A 15939-nucleotide genomic window follows, 5' to 3' on the forward strand; every position below is an offset into this window, starting at 1 on the left:
ATTATTTTTTGTTACGTGTTTATTCCAAGCTATTTTACTAAGTGGGAAAAAGCGAATTCAAGGTATGGTTGAAGAGGTTTGTTTTTTCTGAATATTCTTTTTTAAAGGGGTGATAGTTATGTTGATGCGAACTGCTAAGTGGTGTGGGATTACTTGTTTACAATTATTCGCTACAATTCTATGTATAATCTGTTTAGGTGCGCTCCCTCGATTATTTAAGGGATTACAAATTGATTTAATTGGTTTTTGGAACACGATTGTGTTTATTGGAGGAAAGTTACTCCAACCTTGGGAAATTACATATGGATTTCGAGATTCGAGGAAATTATTTCCGCAAATATGGATTCATTATTTAGAGACAATGTTTGTATTTATTTCGGCATTTTTACTGTCATTACTTATTGCGTATGTTCTCGTTGTGTGGGTATTACAACGGTCTCAATCAAAGCAACGAATGTGGAATGGGATTTTTGTCGTACTTGAAAGCATCCCAGATATTTTAATAATTTTATTATCGCAACTTCTAGTCGTAATAATCTTTCAAAAGACAGGCTTTATGCCAGTAAAACTAGCGGGGATTGGGGAGGAAAGGGCTCGCCTATTGCCAATAATATGTCTAACTTTGCCTACAACACTATTATTTATTAAGCTACTACTATTACGTTTCAGAGAAGAATTAGAGAAAGATTATAGTATATTTGCTAAAAGTAAAGGGCTTAGTTTACGACATATTTTAACAAATCATATTTCAAGAAATGTTTTGTTAACAACAATCTATTATGCAAAAACAAATATTTTATTTATGTTATCAAATTTATATATTATTGAATGGATATTTAATACGTACGGTATGTTTGTTTTTGTAAAAGAAAATTCGAAATTAGAAATATTTACAGTAAGTTTAATTATATTATACGTACCGCTTTTTATACTATTTCGTTTATTACATACGTTTTTACAAAATGTAATAAAGGAGCGTGTTTAGCATGTGGCAAGTTGTAAAAAGAGATGTGAGATTTTGGTTTGGTGTTACTTTTTTAAGCGTACTTATGATTGTTAGTATTGGAAATACTTTATTTTTCGATGGGAATATCCGTGAACTTACGATGATGTATAACGAAAAAGGAGAACTAGAGGCTGCTCCATTTTCACCGTCGAATAAATTTTGGTTCGGTAGTGATGAGAAAGGACGCGATCTTTTCCAGCTAATAATAGAAGGAGCGAAATGGACAGTTGGTGCGAGCGTAATTATAGCGATTCTACGAGTTATAGTTGGAGGAGGTATTGGTTTGCTTCTTGGTATGTATAGCAAACGTTCTTTTCCAGTTATAGCATCTTTTTTTGATCCGTTCAGCATTGTACCTATGGTTATGATTTCTCTTTTTGTGTTAAAGGAAGTTTTAGTGTTTGAAAATGGGACAGTACCAGAGCCGTTTCATTTAAGGGTAATATTTCAAATGGTTATCCTTACATGTTTAGCGGTACCAACAATTATGTTATATACAGCGCAGGAAGTCCGTCGGATAAAAAGAGAAGAATTTATGATGGCAGCAACTGTGCTTGGGGGCAGTAAATGGCATAGAGTGAAAAATCACGTATGGCCACACGTATTACCATCATTTTTTTTACTTGTTGTTCAACAATTTGTGAGTACTTTATTACTTCTCTTGCATCTTGGCTTGTTAGAGTTATTTTTTGGCGGAACAATTATCTTTGGTACAGAGGCAGATAGTGTAACAAAAGAATGGACCGGCCTAATTGGTCAAAACTTCCGTCATTTAACTACTCATACATGGATTGTACTTATACCGATTGCTTTTTATAGTATGACAATTTTAGCTGGAAATCTAATTAGTAATAGCATGCAAGATGCGATTAAGTTAGGAAATGTGAGAAAGCTAGAGAGGGAAAGTAAAGAATTACAAGTAGAGAAACAAGTACAACTAACTATGGATGACTTTTCTTTTTATAGAGAGATACAAAAATAAAAAAGATAGCTGAAGACAAATTGTTTTCAGCTATCTTTTTTCGCTTAAAGTGGTGGTAAATCAATCTTACCTTCTTCAAATAATTCTTTTATCATATGTTTCGTATAACCAGCGGCTTGACCAAATGTGATTTTTGCTGGCATTGGTGCTTCGTTAGCATCTACAACTACATCAATAATACATGGTTTATTTTGTTTTACTGCATTTTGGAAAGCGGGAAGTAGTTCATCTAAATTCTCAACACGGTATCCAATACCTCCACACGCCTCTGCATATTTTGCAAAATCAGGGTTCGTTAAGTCTGTTTCGAATTCGATATTACCCATAACTTCTTGCTCGAATTTAATCATCGCAATTTTATTATTGTTTAATACGACGACAACGATTGGTAATTTATATTTTACAGCTGTTACGAAGTCATTCATCGTCATTCCAAATCCGCCATCACCACAAACTGCAAATACTTGTTTATCCGGGAATGCAATTTTTCCAGCAAGAGCACCAGGTAAACCGCAACCAAGTGTTGCGAGCCAGCTAGAAATGACAAATTGCTGGTTTGTCATACGGAAGTGTCTTGCGGTCCATACTGTTACATTTCCGACATCGACTGATAGAATTGCGTCATCATGTGCTACTTGCTGCAGAGCATGCATAACGCGTTGTGGTTTAATTGGAATGGAAGAGTCTTCTTCTTGATCGTGTAATTTTTCTTCCCACTTTTTCATCATTTCTTGGTGATGTTCTAAGAAGGAATGGTCTGTGTGTTCTTCAACATTTTCAATTAACCATCGTAATGTTTTATCAGCATCACCAGCTAAACCAATATCTGTCGCATAACGTTTCCCGATTTGGGCAGGATCTGTATCGATATGAATTGTTTTTGCTTTTTCAGGTAAGAAGCCGGTGAACGGATAAGAAGTACCGACCATAATTAAAGTATCTGCATGCTTCATTGCTTCATAAGAAGGTTTCGTGCCAATCAATCCTAATCCACCAATACAAAGAGGGTGTTCATCAGGAATAATTCCTTTAGCTGGCAATGTAAGTACGATTGGAGCACCAATATGTTCTGCCAATGCAAGTAAAGATTCTCTCGCATGTTTCGTACCTTTTCCAGCTAAAATAACAGGCTTTTTCGCTGCATTAATTGCGAGTTTTGCAGCATCTAAATCTTCTTCTTGAGGAAATAAATCAGGTAATGTAAAGGAAGTATTTGTAACTCGAGCACCACTTTTTACTTCGAATTTCGGAACATCATCAGGAATTGTAAGAACAGAGACCCCTTTTTTCGTATAAGCCATTCGAATCGCTTGATTCACGACAGCAAGTAGCTGTTCTGCTGACATAATACGCTGGTTATAAACCGCAACATCATCAAACATTCTTTCTAAATTTACTTCTTGGAAAAAGTCCGTTCCAAGTAAATCGGTTTCTACTTGACCTGAAATTGCTAGAACAGGGGCTTTATCGAGTTTCGCATCATATAAACCATTTAATAAATGAATAGCACCAGGTCCTGCAATTGCCATACAAACGCCAAGTTTTCCTGTTAATTTTGCATAGGCAGCCGCTGCTAATGCACCAGCTTCTTCATGGCGAACTTGAATGAATTTAATTTTATCTTGTTTTTTTCTTAAAGCTTCAATGATAGAATTGATGGAATCTCCAGGCATACCGTATATGTGTTCTACTCCCCAGTCAATTAATAAATCAACTAATGCTTCACTGGCTGTTTTCCCAAACATAAGTGTTCCTCCTTATAATAGGTAGATAACATTATGTTTTGGATAAAAAGGAAAAATATACAAATAAGAAAATTTATCTGGTTATTTGTAATCTAAGAATCAGTGTGGGAGGAACAAAAGTTTTACTTTAGCAACTTTAATGATGACTAGCGAATAAAGTGAACACTGTTATTAGTAAAAAACCACTAGTCGCCCACATTAGAAATGTAAGGAAAGAGAGCTGTTTCTTAGCTTTCCAAAGCATTTCATGAATTGTGACATATCCAAGTGAACCAATAGCACTTCCCATAATGAGCCCTTGCAGGTGAAGAGCTTTTCCTTCCATCAAAATGCCAAAAACTGTGCCAGTACCGAGAATAAGCGAAAGTAATAAAGTCGTTAATAAAAAGGAAATATATTTATGTTTTGTAAAAAGAAATGGAATAATTAAAGCTAATCCTTCTGGAATATGGTGAACGACAATTGCTATTAAAAAGGGAATGGCAGAGTCATTATGATTTATAAAAGCTGTACCTAACGCAAATCCACTAGGTATATTATGAATAAATATAGCGAAAGAGAGAAAAAGGAAGGTTTGCCATGCTTGTTGATCTTTTTTATGTATCATTGGATGGTGACAATAGTTATCTAATAAGCTCATAACTAAAATACCGATGGCTATACCAAGTATAGGCCCAATCATTTCGTAGCTTGAAAATGTTTCAGGAATAATTTCAAGGGATAAAAGCCCAAGTAAAATTCCGCCACATAATGCGTATAAACGATGCATCTTTTCTTCAATGAGTTGGCGTGTTGCTACTCCAACAGCACCGCCTAATAGTAATCCACCAAATGAAAAAAACGTAACAATCATTGGAATCCATAATCGTTCCATAGTATCACACTCCGATTCTTCCACTTATTTTTAGCTTACGAAAAGGAAAGTTAGAATAGTCCAAGTAATTGTGTTTGAGTATAGAGAAAAAAGTAGTGATTCGTTATAATCTATATATTAAACTTAAGTGAGGAAATGAAAAGGGGAATTGGTTATGCAACAAATTAAAAAAATAGGAAACTCATTTTGGTATATGACACCTGTTTCTGAAACAGATAGACCTATCTTAGGAATGGTCGTTGGACAAGAAAAAACGTTAATGATTGATGCAGGGAATTCAGAAGAACATGCACAATTATTTTTAGAAATGTTAAAAGAACAAAATGTATCGAATCCAGATTTCGTAGCACTAACCCATTGGCATTGGGATCATATTTTTGGATTGCCTGTACTACAAGATGCATTGTCTATTGCACATTCTGAAACGAAAAAAGAGATGCGTACACTTGTTTCTTATGAATGGACAGATGAAGCTTTGGACGCACGCGTAAAAGAGGGTACTGAAATTGCATTTTGTGCGGATTGCATAAAAAAAGAGTTTGAAGAAAAAGCGAGAAATATTAACATTATTCCTCCGACCTTAACGTTCCAGAATCAAATGGAATTAGATCTTGGTGAAGTGACATGCGTGTTAAAACATGTGGGCGGAGATCATGCACATGATTCAGTTGTTATTTACGTGAAAGAAGAAAAGATATTATTTTTAGGAGACTGTATATATGCAGATATTTTTTCTTCGAAGTGGAACTATACGACGAAAAGAACGTTTGCATTAATAGATGAATTAGAAAAATTTGATGCTGAGACATATATTCTTTCTCATGGGGAAGCGATAAATCGAGAGGAGTTTTTACAAGAGATTCGCATGTTAAAAGCAGTAGGAACTTATACAGAAGCTCATAAGGGCGATGAAGAGAAGATAAAGGCAGCGTATAAACAAGAACTAGATAGAGAATTAAATGAAGATGAGTTAGAAACAATAACTTATTTTGTCAATGGTTATGAAATGAATAATCAATAAGACACTACATTAATCCAATATAATTAAATTGCACAAAAAGAGTATTGAAATTTAATTCAATACTCTTTTCAATAGTTAAATATGTAGTTTCAACTAAATTCTAAATATAGGGGTTCATCGTCTGAAGTGATTTTATTCTATTTATTTTTCGTATAGATAGTGGTTCAAGTAGAAGCTTTCTTTGCTAATTCAGTAATATATTCAAAGAATACATCACGTTTTACATCATAAACGACATTTACAGGTCGTCCATCAGCAGTTTCCTCTGTACGTCCTTGGCTTGGTCCGTATGTATGAACGATACTATTAATTGTTTCAGTTTTTGCAAGGTTAGTGTTTCCGACAAGCGCGGTAGTTAGTACATCCCATAAATAGTAGGTAGAGTTCGTTGAGAAGTGAACGAGAGGGGGAACCATTGCATAGCATTGACCAAGGAAATCCATACCAATATACTTTCGTTCTTTTGCCCATTGTTCACGTATGTCTATAGTTAACGGAACTTGGTTTGTACTTTCTAGTGTCACTAAGTCGATTTTAATTTTTGCATCCCATACACGAGCCACTGCTTCAGGGTCCCAAAACGAATTCCACTCAGCTGTTCCATCATGCTCTGGTTCATGTACATTGCCTGCTGTAAGAAATGTACCACCCATCCAAACGAGACGTTCAATTTTATCTTCTATGATGGGAGTTTCATATAATGCACGAGCAAGGTCAGTTAGGGGCCCGGTAAATAATAAAGTTGTTTTTCCTTCCGTTTGTAGAAGTGTTTCTATTAAATGGTGATGTGCAGGCTTTGCCACCACGGGTGTTACAACTTTTCCAGACTCATTTAAAATTGGTAGAGCATCTACATAAAATGCATGCATCCGCCAGTCTTTTGGAAACGGGTTTTGCCCGCGAGAGTTTGAAGCGGCTACTGCAATATTACCTTTGCCGAAGCGATCAATAATTTTACGACTTGCAGACATTGCGGGTTCTAAATAGCAGTCTGCTGGGATAACAGATACACCGGTAAGTTCAACGTTTTCCATTTGAAGTAATAAAAATAATGAAATTAAATCATCTACGCCGCCATCATGATTGAAGTACACTTTTTTCTTCATTGTAATCTCCATCCTATATGATTTAGTTAGAAATTAAATATGAATTGAGGAGAAGTCATCAATAATTTCCACCACTTCAATTTCTCCATTAATCAGTAGCTCAGGAAGTTCATTTCTAATATTTCCTTTCCAATACTTTCTAGCTTGTTCGATTTTTTGAGAAAAAGGAATACCATCTTCTTTTGGTAAAAGATTCCCGTCACCTTCAAAAGAACTTCCGATTACTCGTAGTTTAACAATCTGTAAAACTTCTCGATTGTAAGAATCAAATAATGCTTTCCATTTTAAAGCATCTTCATAGCTTTTTGCAGCGTATAAACAAGATAACCTGGAAGGATATTCAGGGAATTCTTGTAGTCTAACCATTTCTACAATGGTTTCTCTAGCTGCTCTAATTGTTTGATCCATATAACTTATAACTACTTTAGCATTTTCATTATTTATATGTAATTCGTCATTTTTATAGTGATTATTTAAAATTTGTATGCCATCTTCACCATTAGCATTTAATTGTTCTCTTTCAAAAAAGAAGTGATATAGAGTATTGTGTTGATTTTTGTTAAAAGGAATCATTTGTCCGATATGCATTTTTTTCCTTGTTACGATGTGATATGCGTAAAATTCTGTTTCATTCATGGTTATCCTCCTGGTAATAATGTAATGCAATGTTAAATTTAGTAATTCAACATTGAAATATATAAAACCTTTATAAGTAAAAGTGAGAATTTGAGTTGAAAGTAAAGAAAATACATGAAAACGTTTTAAATTTGTTCACAAAATGTTCACTTACGAAGGGGGTTCCAATGTCGATATAATGACAAAGACTCAAAGAGAGAGGATGATGAAATTTGCCAACAACAAGAAAAGAAAACCTCCAATTTGGCATGATGATGTGCCTTGGAATGGTTATCGTAATGACGTTTTACAATTTACTAATGAATGAAACAGGAGGACCAATTTATATTAAAGAGATTGCATTAGAACTATTAATTGGCTTTATTATTGCGCTATTAATTGAAATAAGTATAGTTGGACCTTGTGCGAAAAAAATTGTATTCATGTTGCCATTTGATAAATCTAAGAAAATAAATATTATCGTTGCGATGGCGACAACTATGGTAATCGGAATGGTGTTCTTTATGTCATTTTTCGGTATGGCTATGATGCATTTACATGATGGACTACAAGGAGCTTCATTTGTTTCAATTTATTTTTCGATTTTTATTAAAAATTTCATAATGGCATATCCATTACAATTAATTATTATGGGACCGCTTGTACGTTTCTTATTTGCAAAGTTTGTTATGAAAAAGAAATCTTTTAATGTAGCGTAATTTTCATTTATAAAACACTATATATAAATAAAAAACACATCTCGCATTTTTGAGGTGTGTTTTTTTTCATTCCAAGTTATTTTCATAGTGATGTGACATTTGTCCTTTTGTCATTATAGGATGATGGTTTTTAATTAAGTCAGAAATAAAGGATGAGGAGATGATTTTTTGAAAGGTATTCTATTTGCTGTTTTTGCGGGGATATTTATAACACTTCAAGGAACCTTTAATGCGAAACTTAGTTCACATATCGGTATATGGTCGACGAGTATTATAACCCATTTAATTGGATTCATTATTGCAACAACTGTATTTTTGTTAAAGAAAGAAGAGAAAGTAACGGATTTAAAGAGTGTAAAAAAAATATATTTAGTAGCGGGTGCATTTGGTGGATTCATTATTTGCGCAGAAACTATGGCGATATATTCACTAGGAGTTACATTGACAGCTGGCACACTAATGGTTGCTCAATTGTTAACGGCAACAGTTATTGAAATGAAAGGACTGTTTCATATAAAAAAGATACAGATGGAGAGATATCATATTGTGGGAACAATAGTAATGATTATAGGTATTGTTGTATTTAATATGTAAATGAAAGGAGGAAATGAATATGGAGAATAGATCAAGTTTAATTACGCATTATTTGAAAATCAATAAAACGCTCGAGGTTTTTTCAGAAATAGATACAGCATATTTTCAATTAAATCACTTTGAAAAAGGCGAGCTTATTTGCAATATAGATGACGAAATGGATCGTTTATATTTTGTTGTTAAAGGGAAAGTAAAAGTTTATACGATTACACCTGAAGGGAAGAAACTAATTCTTCGCTTTATCAATCCATTGGCCATTGTTGGTGATATTGAACTAATTCAAAATAGCAAAGCATATAATGTCGTTGAGGCTTGTTCAGATGTTGTAGCAATCTCTATTTCTAATACGGTTATTAGAAACAAGTTATTACATGATCCTATATTTATGAAGTTCTTGCTTGAAAACATTGCCAACACGTTAAAAATATCGACTCGTTTTACTGCTCTTAATTTACTTTATCCTGTAGAAGTACGTGTAGCTAGTTATTTGCTTTCAATTTCAACAGATAGTAACGGGAATATGTATAAAGGGGATTTGGATGCAACTTCAGTAACGAGTATTGCAGATTTTATAGGGGTAAGTTATAGGCACGTAATTCGGGTATTACAAAGATTTTATAATGAAAAACTAATTGAAAAGAGTAATGGAGTTATTGTAATTAAAGATTTTTCTAGAATGAAGGAAGTCGCTAAAGATAATATATATGAGCAATGAAAGGGAGAGGAAGATTTTGATTGGATTTAGTTTAGCTATATTAGCAGGAATATTAATTAGCGTACAATCTGTTTTTAATGCAAAAGTAAATGAAAATGTAGGACAGTGGTTAACAACTACATGTGTCCTTGGAATAGGTCTCATTAGTTCTATTCTATTTTATATCATTACAGAAAACAGTATTAGCATTAAAGTGTATACTGCAAATTATTTGTTTTATGTAAGTGGACTGTTTGGCATCGGGTTAATTATTTGTATAATGGGTGCAATAAAGAGTTTAGGTCCAGCATATACGGTGCTAATTAGTCTTATTACTCAATTGGTCGTTGCGTTATGCATTGATACATTCGGATTATTTGGAATGGAGAGTGTTCCATTACAAGTAAATAAATTAGTTGGTATAGGTTTATTAATTGTGGGAGTAGGAATTTTTAAAAATCTATTTTTGAATAAGAAAGCTATTCTTATAAATGAGGATAGTGTCTAAAGAATATAAAGGGAAAAAGTGTAAATGGTCAGAACTTATATATTTAGATAGTAATAAGTGAGCGATGAGGAGAGAAGATAAATGAATCAGTTAATGTTGCAAGATGGTATACACTATTTGAAAATCAATGGGATTATGCATTGGTGTAAAGTTGCAGGGACAGCTCATAATACAGTCCCTCTTATTATAGTACATGGTGGTCCAGGTGGTAATCATTATGTATTCGAAAGAACGCTTGGTTTGAAGTTAGAAGGAAATATGACTGTAGTTTATTACGAACAAAGAGGTTGCGGACGAAGTGAGGCACCACAAGATGACGGTGAGTACTCAATCAATACTCTAGTCGAAGATTTAGAGGAATTAAGAAAGCAATTACATGTAGAGAAGATAAATTTGTTAGGCTACTCTTTTGGTGGACAACTTTGTTTAGAGTATGCTTTGAAATATTCGAAAAATGTTGAACAAATGGTATTACAAGCACCATCGTTAGATGATTTTAATGATATGTATACTGTGCAGATAGAAGGTTTTCTACAAGTAACGAAAGGGGAAATGAAAGAACAAATATTGAAAATAAGTAAGTCGAAAATTGCGCTAAAAGAAAAATATAATCAAGTTTGGAGTATAGTTGATACAGAAAATGTAGATCGACTATTGTTTAAAAATGAAGAATTTGCAAAGCTAAATAGAAGGTTTTGGGAGGAAAGTCAGTTAAGTAATACAGGGAAGATGAGCAAAGTTATTTTTGGAACAAAAGCATCTTTACCGCTTATTGAGCGTATTAAAGGTTTAGAAATTGATACGTGTGTCATAGTTGGAGCGCATGACTATAACACGGGTGTAGGAATGAGTTATAGAATAACGAGACAATTGAAAAATGGTAAACTTGTTATATTTGAAAATAGTGGACATTTCCCAGATATCGAGGAGATGGATAAAGTCTGTGAAACGATTATTGAGTTTTTGGAACAAAAGGGGGATATTAAGGTCGAACCGAATTAATAGAGTTGAATTGGCTATTGGGATATTAAATCATGTAATATGCTAATTGTTTACTTGTAATTGAGGAAGAATCAATTAGTGTATTTGGAAAATAAGTAAAAAAGATCTCGTAAGGTGGAGGTCTTTTTTACTTATTATTTAATATTTTGAACTTATATGAACTGAAGTAGAAGAGTATGATAAGCACTTTCAGGGAACGAGAATATAACCGAAAATAAAATATTACTAAACATATATAACTAATGAATACAATGTCTTTTTCAGTTATTAAGTTGTAAATCATTTTATGATAAAATCTTTTACATAATTTAATAAAGGGGTAGTATTCAATGGGTTATTTCTCAAATGGTTTATTAGTTTTGTTTGTGCTAATCGTATGCAGTTGTATATTTTTTGGTTGATAATATAATGAGAGTCTTATATAAAAGAAGTTATCTTAAGTGAGATAACTTCTTTTTACTTTATATTGAGAAGGAATTCTATCTTTCTTATTGAAGTTTGTTCTAGTTATTTTTACATCAATCAGATTTGTGTAAAGGGAATTTTATGAAATATAAACAAGCCAGAGAATAGGGTGTATTGACATGGAAAATAGTATACGCTACATAAGTGAACATCCTACAGATTTTAATGGATTATTATCCTTATACGAATCTTTAGGATGGAATTCTCTTAAATTAACGGTTAACGAGTTAGAACGAATGTGTAAGCAAAGTTGGTATGCAATTTATGTTTTTGATGATAAGAGGTTAGTAGGGATGGGGCGTGTCATATCAGATGGAGTCATAACAGGCATTATTTGTGGAGTTGGTGTATTGCCAAAATATCAGTCTAGTGGCATCGGAAAAGAAATAGTGAAACGATTAATCCAACACTGTGAACAAAACAAGGTTATTCCACAACTTATGTGTGTAGAAAAATTGCAATCTTACTATGAATCTATAGGGTTTGAAGCATTCTCTATTGGGATGACAAAACATATTATAAGATAGAGGTGCTTTATCCCGCTATTTGCCGAGTAGTAAAAGCCCCACGGATTAAAGTTTCACTTTATATTTTCAGTTTACTCGTACATATTTTCAAACTTCAACATAAAGGAGAATGGCTGTATGGAGATTGCTAAAGGGATAGAAATGTTACAACTTGAATTTCAAGAATTTGTTATTCATCCAATTCTTTTATGGGATGATGAAATGGCAGTATTAATAGATACGGGTTTCCCAGGACAAATTGAAGATATACAAGTAGAGATGGAAAAGGTTGGGGTATCATTTGATAAGTTAAAAGTCGTGATTTTGACGCATCAGGATATTGATCATATAGGTAGTCTTCCGGAGTTGTTGCAGCGCTGTCGAAGTAATATTAAAGTTTATGCGCACGAACTAGATAAGCCATATATCGAGGGGGATTTACCTTTATTGAAGGACGGAAATGTAGAGAACCGACCAAAAGGAAAAGTGAGTGATACTATGATTGACGGGCAAGAACTTCCGTATTGCGGTGGAATACTAATTCTTCATACTCCAGGGCATACCCCGGGTCATATTAGTTTATATTTGAAACAAAGTAAAATTCTTGTTGCAGGAGACTCTATGTATAGTGTGAATGGGATGTTAGGAGGAATTCACGCCCCAACAACTATAAATATTAAGGAAGCACAGCAGTCTTTGAAGAAGTATTTAAATCTAGATATTGAATCTGTAGTTTGTTACCATGGGGGATTAAGTAAGGGGAATATAAAGATTCAACTTCAAAATTTATAAAAGTCGAAGATAATAATTTTTAGATAATGGATGCTAAATTATAAAAAACATGTTTGAAAAAAATTCAAACATGCTTTTTTATTAAAGGAAATCTGTTTAATATGAATGACCTAATCCGTTCCAATAAAAAGAAACGATTTCTTGTGCTAATTCATCTATATTTGCAAGAATAGGATTGTGATTTTCATCTTTAAAATTCCCAATAGATAATAAAGATACGAAAGCATGAGCCGCAAATTTAGCGTTTCCTTTCGGAATTTCTCCGATGTGCATAGCATTATCGAGTGCTTTTTCTAGTACTTCATACATATTATCTTCAGCATTTTTTAATTGTTTCAATTGTTCTTCAGATAACGACAGTTTTGCATCTTTCATAAAATTTTTCATATCAATATCCATCGTTGCGTGTAAGTAAACTTTAGCGAAGTCTAATAATCTTTCTTCTAAAGTTTTGTTTGTAGAGAGTATTTGAGACATATTCTCACGTATACGTACCATCATTTCGATCATAGTAGCGGTAAATAAATCGGCTTTTGTTGAATAGTAATAGTAGACAGTTGCTTTCGTAATACCACAAACTTTTGCTACTTCCTCCATAGAAACGACTTGATAATTTTGAGTAAGAAATAACCGAGTTGCAACTTCTAAAATGGTTTCTTTTGTAGATTTTGTATTTTTATTTTGACGAGGCCTTCCAAGAGTGCGTTGTTTTTGTTCCAAATCCATTCGCTCCTGACATGTATTGTTTAGATAATTATAACATAATTTTTATTCATTCTTGATTAATTAACCGACCAGTATATATAATTAATAGTGGAGGAAAAAAGAAAGGTGGGTTTTTTATGAAAAAGCACCCGTTACATATGTTAGGGAGGCTTGTAGCAGGTAAAAATACGCAATGGATCACTTTATCGGTATGGATTCTTATTACATTATTACTTTCATTTACGTTACCACAAGTAAATAGTACGAAAGAACCGAACCCGAAAAATTTACCCGAAACAGCTATGTCGCAGCAAGCGGAAGCACTTATGAAAAAAGAGTTTCCGAATAATGCAGGGAATCCTTTATTAGTAGTATGGTATAGAGATGGTGGATTACAGTCGCAGGATTATAAACTCATACAAGACGTTTATAAAGAGTTAAAAGCTAGTCCTTTAAAGGAACAATCAACGTTACCACCATTTGATACAATCCCGGAACAAGTATTATCAAAAAGTGCGTCAAAAGATGGTACATCATTTGTTACACCGGTATTTTTTAATAAATCTGCTGGTACGGATATATTAAAAGGAAATCTTGAAGAGTTTAGAAAAATAGTGAATAGTAAGGTGGATGAAGATCCATTTAAACAAAAAATAAGTGAATCTGGTTTACATGTTCGATTATCAGGACCTGTAGGTATTCAAACAGATGCAGTTAGTTTATTTAGTCAAGCAGATGTGAAATTGTTAGTGGCTACTGTACTACTAGTGTTAGTTTTGTTAATTTTACTGTATCGTTCACCAATTTTAGCGATTTTACCTATACTTGTTGTTGGCTTTGCATACGGTATTATTAGTCCTACACTCGGTTTTTTAGCTGATCACGGATGGATTAAAGTAGATGCCCAAGCGATATCAATTATGACAGTATTATTGTTTGGCGCTGGAACGGACTATTGTCTATTTTTAATTTCGAGATATAGAGAGTACTTGTTAGAAGAAGAAAGTAAATATAAAGCGCTGCAACTTGCGATTAAAGCATCTGGCGGTGCAATAATAATGAGTGCGTTAACTGTTGTACTTGGATTAGGAACATTACTACTTGCTCATTATGGTGCCTTTCATCGATTTGCAGTACCATTTAGTGTTGCTGTATTTATAATGGGAATCGCGGCTTTAACAATTTTACCAGCACTATTATTAATTTTCGGTAGAATTGCATTTTTCCCGTTTATACCGAGAACAACTTCAATGAATGAGGAGTTTGCAAGAAAGAAAAAGAGGGCTGTAAAAGTTAAAAAATCAAAAGGCTCCTTTAGTAAAAAACTTGGAGATATTGTAGTACGAAGACCATGGACAATAATTATGCTAACTGTATTTGTATTAGGCGGATTGGCTTCATTCGTACCACGTATTCAATACACATATGACTTATTAGAGTCGTTTCCAAAGGATATGCCTTCTCGTGAAGGGTTTACGTTAATTAGTGATCATTTCTCAGCTGGTGAACTAGCACCAATAAAAGTTGTTGTTGATACGAAAGGCAAAGAGCTTCCTATTAAACAAGAACTAGAGAAATTTTCTTTCGTAAATACAGTGAAAGAGCCAAAAGAGGGAAAAGAAAATAAGCAAATACAAATGTATGAAGTTTCTTTAGCGGAAAATCCATACGCAATTGAAGCATTAGATCAAATTCCTAAATTGAAAAACAGTGTGGAAAAAGTATTAAAAGATGCTGGGATTAGTAATGCTGAAGAGCAATTGTGGATTGGTGGAGAAACAGCTTCATTATATGATACAAAGCAAATTACGGAACGTGATGAATCAGTAATTATTCCAGTAATGATTAGCATTATCGCTTTACTATTACTTGTCTATTTACGATCGGTTGTTGCAATGGTTTATTTAATTGTAACTGTTGTCTTATCATTCTTCTCAGCGTTAGGAGCAGGATGGGTATTACTTCATTACGGTATGGGAGCGCCGGCCATTCAAGGTGCGATACCGTTGTACGCATTCGTATTTTTAGTTGCTTTAGGTGAAGATTATAATATTTTTATGGTTTCAGAAATATGGAAAAACAGAAAGACACAAAATCACTTGGATGCAGTAAAAAATGGTGTAATACAAACAGGTAGTGTTATTACATCGGCAGGTTTAATTTTAGCAGGAACTTTTGCAGTGTTAGGTACACTTCCAATTCAAGTATTAGTTCAATTTGGTATTGTAACTGCAATTGGCGTATTACTAGATACGTTTATCGTAAGACCGTTACTTGTACCCGCGATTACAGTAGTTTTAGGCCGATTTGCTTTTTGGCCAGGTAAACTTTCAAGAAAGAGTGAAGAAATACAAAAGGTGGATGCATAGTTAAAAAAGCCAAGGATATTTGAACTGCACCCCAATTGTTAGACACAGTCTAACAATTGGAGGTGCAGTTTTTTGTATGACAAAATTTACGAAGGATTTAAAGTTAACGCTCGTTCAAGGATTTAATCCGAAAATAATTTCTCAAGCAGAATATGCAAAACAGATGCATATTACAAAGGCACAATTTCAATACTGGTTACGCTTATACGAACTCCATGGAGAAGAAGGTTTACACG

At 33.6% G+C, this 15939-nt stretch carries 17 protein-coding genes; 12 read left to right on the plus strand and 5 right to left on the minus strand.

Going from position 1 to position 15939, the window contains the following annotated elements:
* Nucleotides 1-118 precede the first annotated feature (118 nt).
* Together ACTFRM_RS26245 and ACTFRM_RS26250 are read left to right on the plus strand one after the other, a co-directional pair.
* Nucleotides 119-985: an ABC transporter permease subunit gene (locus ACTFRM_RS26245; protein WP_000929107.1), complete on the plus strand. Its 867-nt coding sequence runs from the start codon at nucleotides 119-121 to the stop codon at nucleotides 983-985.
* 1 nt (nucleotide 986) lies between these two features.
* The gene (locus ACTFRM_RS26250) at nucleotides 987-1988 is read left to right on the plus strand and encodes an ABC transporter permease subunit (RefSeq protein WP_440043767.1); all 1002 of its coding nucleotides are present in this window, start codon (nucleotides 987-989) and stop codon (nucleotides 1986-1988) included.
* 44 nt (nucleotides 1989-2032) lie between these two features.
* On the opposite strand, the gene ACTFRM_RS26255 is transcribed toward ACTFRM_RS26250, so the two are convergent.
* Nucleotides 2033-3733: a pyruvate oxidase gene (locus ACTFRM_RS26255; protein ID WP_322372819.1), complete on the minus strand. Its 1701-nt coding sequence runs from the start codon at nucleotides 3731-3733 to the stop codon at nucleotides 2033-2035.
* 136 nt (nucleotides 3734-3869) lie between these two features.
* Nucleotides 3870-4607 (minus strand): ZIP family metal transporter, encoded by a 738-nt coding sequence (locus ACTFRM_RS26260; RefSeq protein ID WP_322372820.1) that lies wholly within the window; start codon nucleotides 4605-4607, stop codon nucleotides 3870-3872.
* A 154-nt stretch (nucleotides 4608-4761) separates the two neighbouring features.
* Here ACTFRM_RS26260 and ACTFRM_RS26265 point away from each other — a divergent pair, with 154 nt between their 5' ends.
* Nucleotides 4762-5628: an MBL fold metallo-hydrolase gene (locus ACTFRM_RS26265; protein ID WP_001186119.1), complete on the plus strand. Its 867-nt coding sequence runs from the start codon at nucleotides 4762-4764 to the stop codon at nucleotides 5626-5628.
* A 164-nt stretch (nucleotides 5629-5792) separates the two neighbouring features.
* On the opposite strand, the gene ACTFRM_RS26270 is transcribed toward ACTFRM_RS26265, so the two are convergent.
* Nucleotides 5793-6746 carry a nucleoside hydrolase gene (locus tag ACTFRM_RS26270; protein ID WP_002195488.1) on the minus strand — a complete coding sequence of 318 codons (954 nt, stop codon included), beginning with the start codon at nucleotides 6744-6746 and terminating at the stop codon, nucleotides 5793-5795.
* Between the two features lie 21 nt (nucleotides 6747-6767).
* Nucleotides 6768-7370, minus strand: a complete 603-nt coding sequence (locus ACTFRM_RS26275) for a DUF2441 domain-containing protein (protein ID WP_001005956.1) — start codon at nucleotides 7368-7370, stop codon at nucleotides 6768-6770.
* A gap of 212 nt (nucleotides 7371-7582) precedes the next feature.
* On the opposite strand from ACTFRM_RS26275, the gene ACTFRM_RS26280 reads away from it, so the two are divergent.
* The 7 genes from ACTFRM_RS26280 (at nucleotide 7583) to ACTFRM_RS26310 (ending at nucleotide 12629) form a co-directional block, all read left to right on the plus strand.
* The gene (locus ACTFRM_RS26280) at nucleotides 7583-8068 is read left to right on the plus strand and encodes a DUF2798 domain-containing protein (RefSeq protein WP_440043768.1); all 486 of its coding nucleotides are present in this window, start codon (nucleotides 7583-7585) and stop codon (nucleotides 8066-8068) included.
* Nucleotides 8069-8236: 168 nt separating this feature from the next.
* Complete coding sequence (locus ACTFRM_RS26285; protein WP_000676258.1) at nucleotides 8237-8662, plus strand: DMT family transporter; 426 nt, start codon at nucleotides 8237-8239, stop codon at nucleotides 8660-8662.
* Nucleotides 8663-8681: 19 nt separating this feature from the next.
* Nucleotides 8682-9377, plus strand: coding sequence for a Crp/Fnr family transcriptional regulator (locus ACTFRM_RS26290; RefSeq protein WP_322372821.1), 696 nt, complete (start codon nucleotides 8682-8684; stop codon nucleotides 9375-9377).
* Between the two features lie 16 nt (nucleotides 9378-9393).
* Complete coding sequence (locus tag ACTFRM_RS26295; RefSeq protein ID WP_000579028.1) at nucleotides 9394-9864, plus strand: DMT family transporter; 471 nt, start codon at nucleotides 9394-9396, stop codon at nucleotides 9862-9864.
* Between the two features lie 81 nt (nucleotides 9865-9945).
* On the plus strand, nucleotides 9946-10866 hold the full coding sequence (locus tag ACTFRM_RS26300) for an alpha/beta fold hydrolase (RefSeq protein WP_001072682.1): 921 nt from the start codon (nucleotides 9946-9948) through the stop codon (nucleotides 10864-10866).
* A 584-nt stretch (nucleotides 10867-11450) separates the two neighbouring features.
* A complete protein-coding gene (locus tag ACTFRM_RS26305) occupies nucleotides 11451-11858 on the plus strand; it encodes a GNAT family N-acetyltransferase (RefSeq protein ID WP_000431726.1) in 408 nt (135 codons plus the stop codon).
* 117 nt (nucleotides 11859-11975) lie between these two features.
* Nucleotides 11976-12629 (plus strand): MBL fold metallo-hydrolase, encoded by a 654-nt coding sequence (locus tag ACTFRM_RS26310; RefSeq protein WP_000401476.1) that lies wholly within the window; start codon nucleotides 11976-11978, stop codon nucleotides 12627-12629.
* Nucleotides 12630-12725: 96 nt separating this feature from the next.
* On the opposite strand, the gene ACTFRM_RS26315 is transcribed toward ACTFRM_RS26310, so the two are convergent.
* Nucleotides 12726-13349 (minus strand): TetR/AcrR family transcriptional regulator, encoded by a 624-nt coding sequence (locus ACTFRM_RS26315; protein ID WP_322372823.1) that lies wholly within the window; start codon nucleotides 13347-13349, stop codon nucleotides 12726-12728.
* A gap of 122 nt (nucleotides 13350-13471) precedes the next feature.
* Here ACTFRM_RS26315 and ACTFRM_RS26320 point away from each other — a divergent pair, with 122 nt between their 5' ends.
* Both ACTFRM_RS26320 and ACTFRM_RS26325 read left to right on the plus strand, forming a co-directional pair.
* Nucleotides 13472-15703: an MMPL family transporter gene (locus ACTFRM_RS26320; RefSeq protein ID WP_048538739.1), complete on the plus strand. Its 2232-nt coding sequence runs from the start codon at nucleotides 13472-13474 to the stop codon at nucleotides 15701-15703.
* 76 nt (nucleotides 15704-15779) lie between these two features.
* Nucleotides 15780-15939: helix-turn-helix domain-containing protein (locus tag ACTFRM_RS26325; RefSeq protein ID WP_031312893.1), on the plus strand; the 160-nt coding region annotated here is incomplete at its 3' end.

Origin of the sequence: Bacillus cereus group sp. MYBK227-1, from assembly GCF_051916325.1 — a bacterium.
In the GTDB taxonomy this organism is placed as follows: Bacteria; Bacillota; Bacilli; order Bacillales; family Bacillaceae_G; genus Bacillus_A; species Bacillus_A cereus.

Excerpts from the sequence above, each read along its gene's own strand:
- ACTFRM_RS26245 (WP_000929107.1), top strand. The coding sequence starts at position 119 with ATGTTGATGCGAACTGCTAAGTGGTGTGGGATTACTTGTTTACAATTA.
- ACTFRM_RS26250 (WP_440043767.1), top strand. The coding sequence starts at position 987 with ATGTGGCAAGTTGTAAAAAGAGATGTGAGATTTTGGTTTGGTGTTACT.
- ACTFRM_RS26255 (WP_322372819.1), bottom strand. The coding sequence starts at position 3,733 with ATGTTTGGGAAAACAGCCAGTGAAGCATTAGTTGATTTATTAATTGAC.
- ACTFRM_RS26260 (WP_322372820.1), bottom strand. The coding sequence starts at position 4,607 with ATGGAACGATTATGGATTCCAATGATTGTTACGTTTTTTTCATTTGGT.
- ACTFRM_RS26265 (WP_001186119.1), top strand. The coding sequence starts at position 4,762 with ATGCAACAAATTAAAAAAATAGGAAACTCATTTTGGTATATGACACCT.
- ACTFRM_RS26270 (WP_002195488.1), bottom strand. The coding sequence starts at position 6,746 with ATGGAGATTACAATGAAGAAAAAAGTGTACTTCAATCATGATGGCGGC.
- ACTFRM_RS26275 (WP_001005956.1), bottom strand. The coding sequence starts at position 7,370 with ATGAATGAAACAGAATTTTACGCATATCACATCGTAACAAGGAAAAAA.
- ACTFRM_RS26290 (WP_322372821.1), top strand. The coding sequence starts at position 8,682 with ATGGAGAATAGATCAAGTTTAATTACGCATTATTTGAAAATCAATAAA.
- ACTFRM_RS26300 (WP_001072682.1), top strand. The coding sequence starts at position 9,946 with ATGAATCAGTTAATGTTGCAAGATGGTATACACTATTTGAAAATCAAT.
- ACTFRM_RS26305 (WP_000431726.1), top strand. The coding sequence starts at position 11,451 with ATGGAAAATAGTATACGCTACATAAGTGAACATCCTACAGATTTTAAT.
- ACTFRM_RS26310 (WP_000401476.1), top strand. The coding sequence starts at position 11,976 with ATGGAGATTGCTAAAGGGATAGAAATGTTACAACTTGAATTTCAAGAA.
- ACTFRM_RS26320 (WP_048538739.1), top strand. The coding sequence starts at position 13,472 with ATGAAAAAGCACCCGTTACATATGTTAGGGAGGCTTGTAGCAGGTAAA.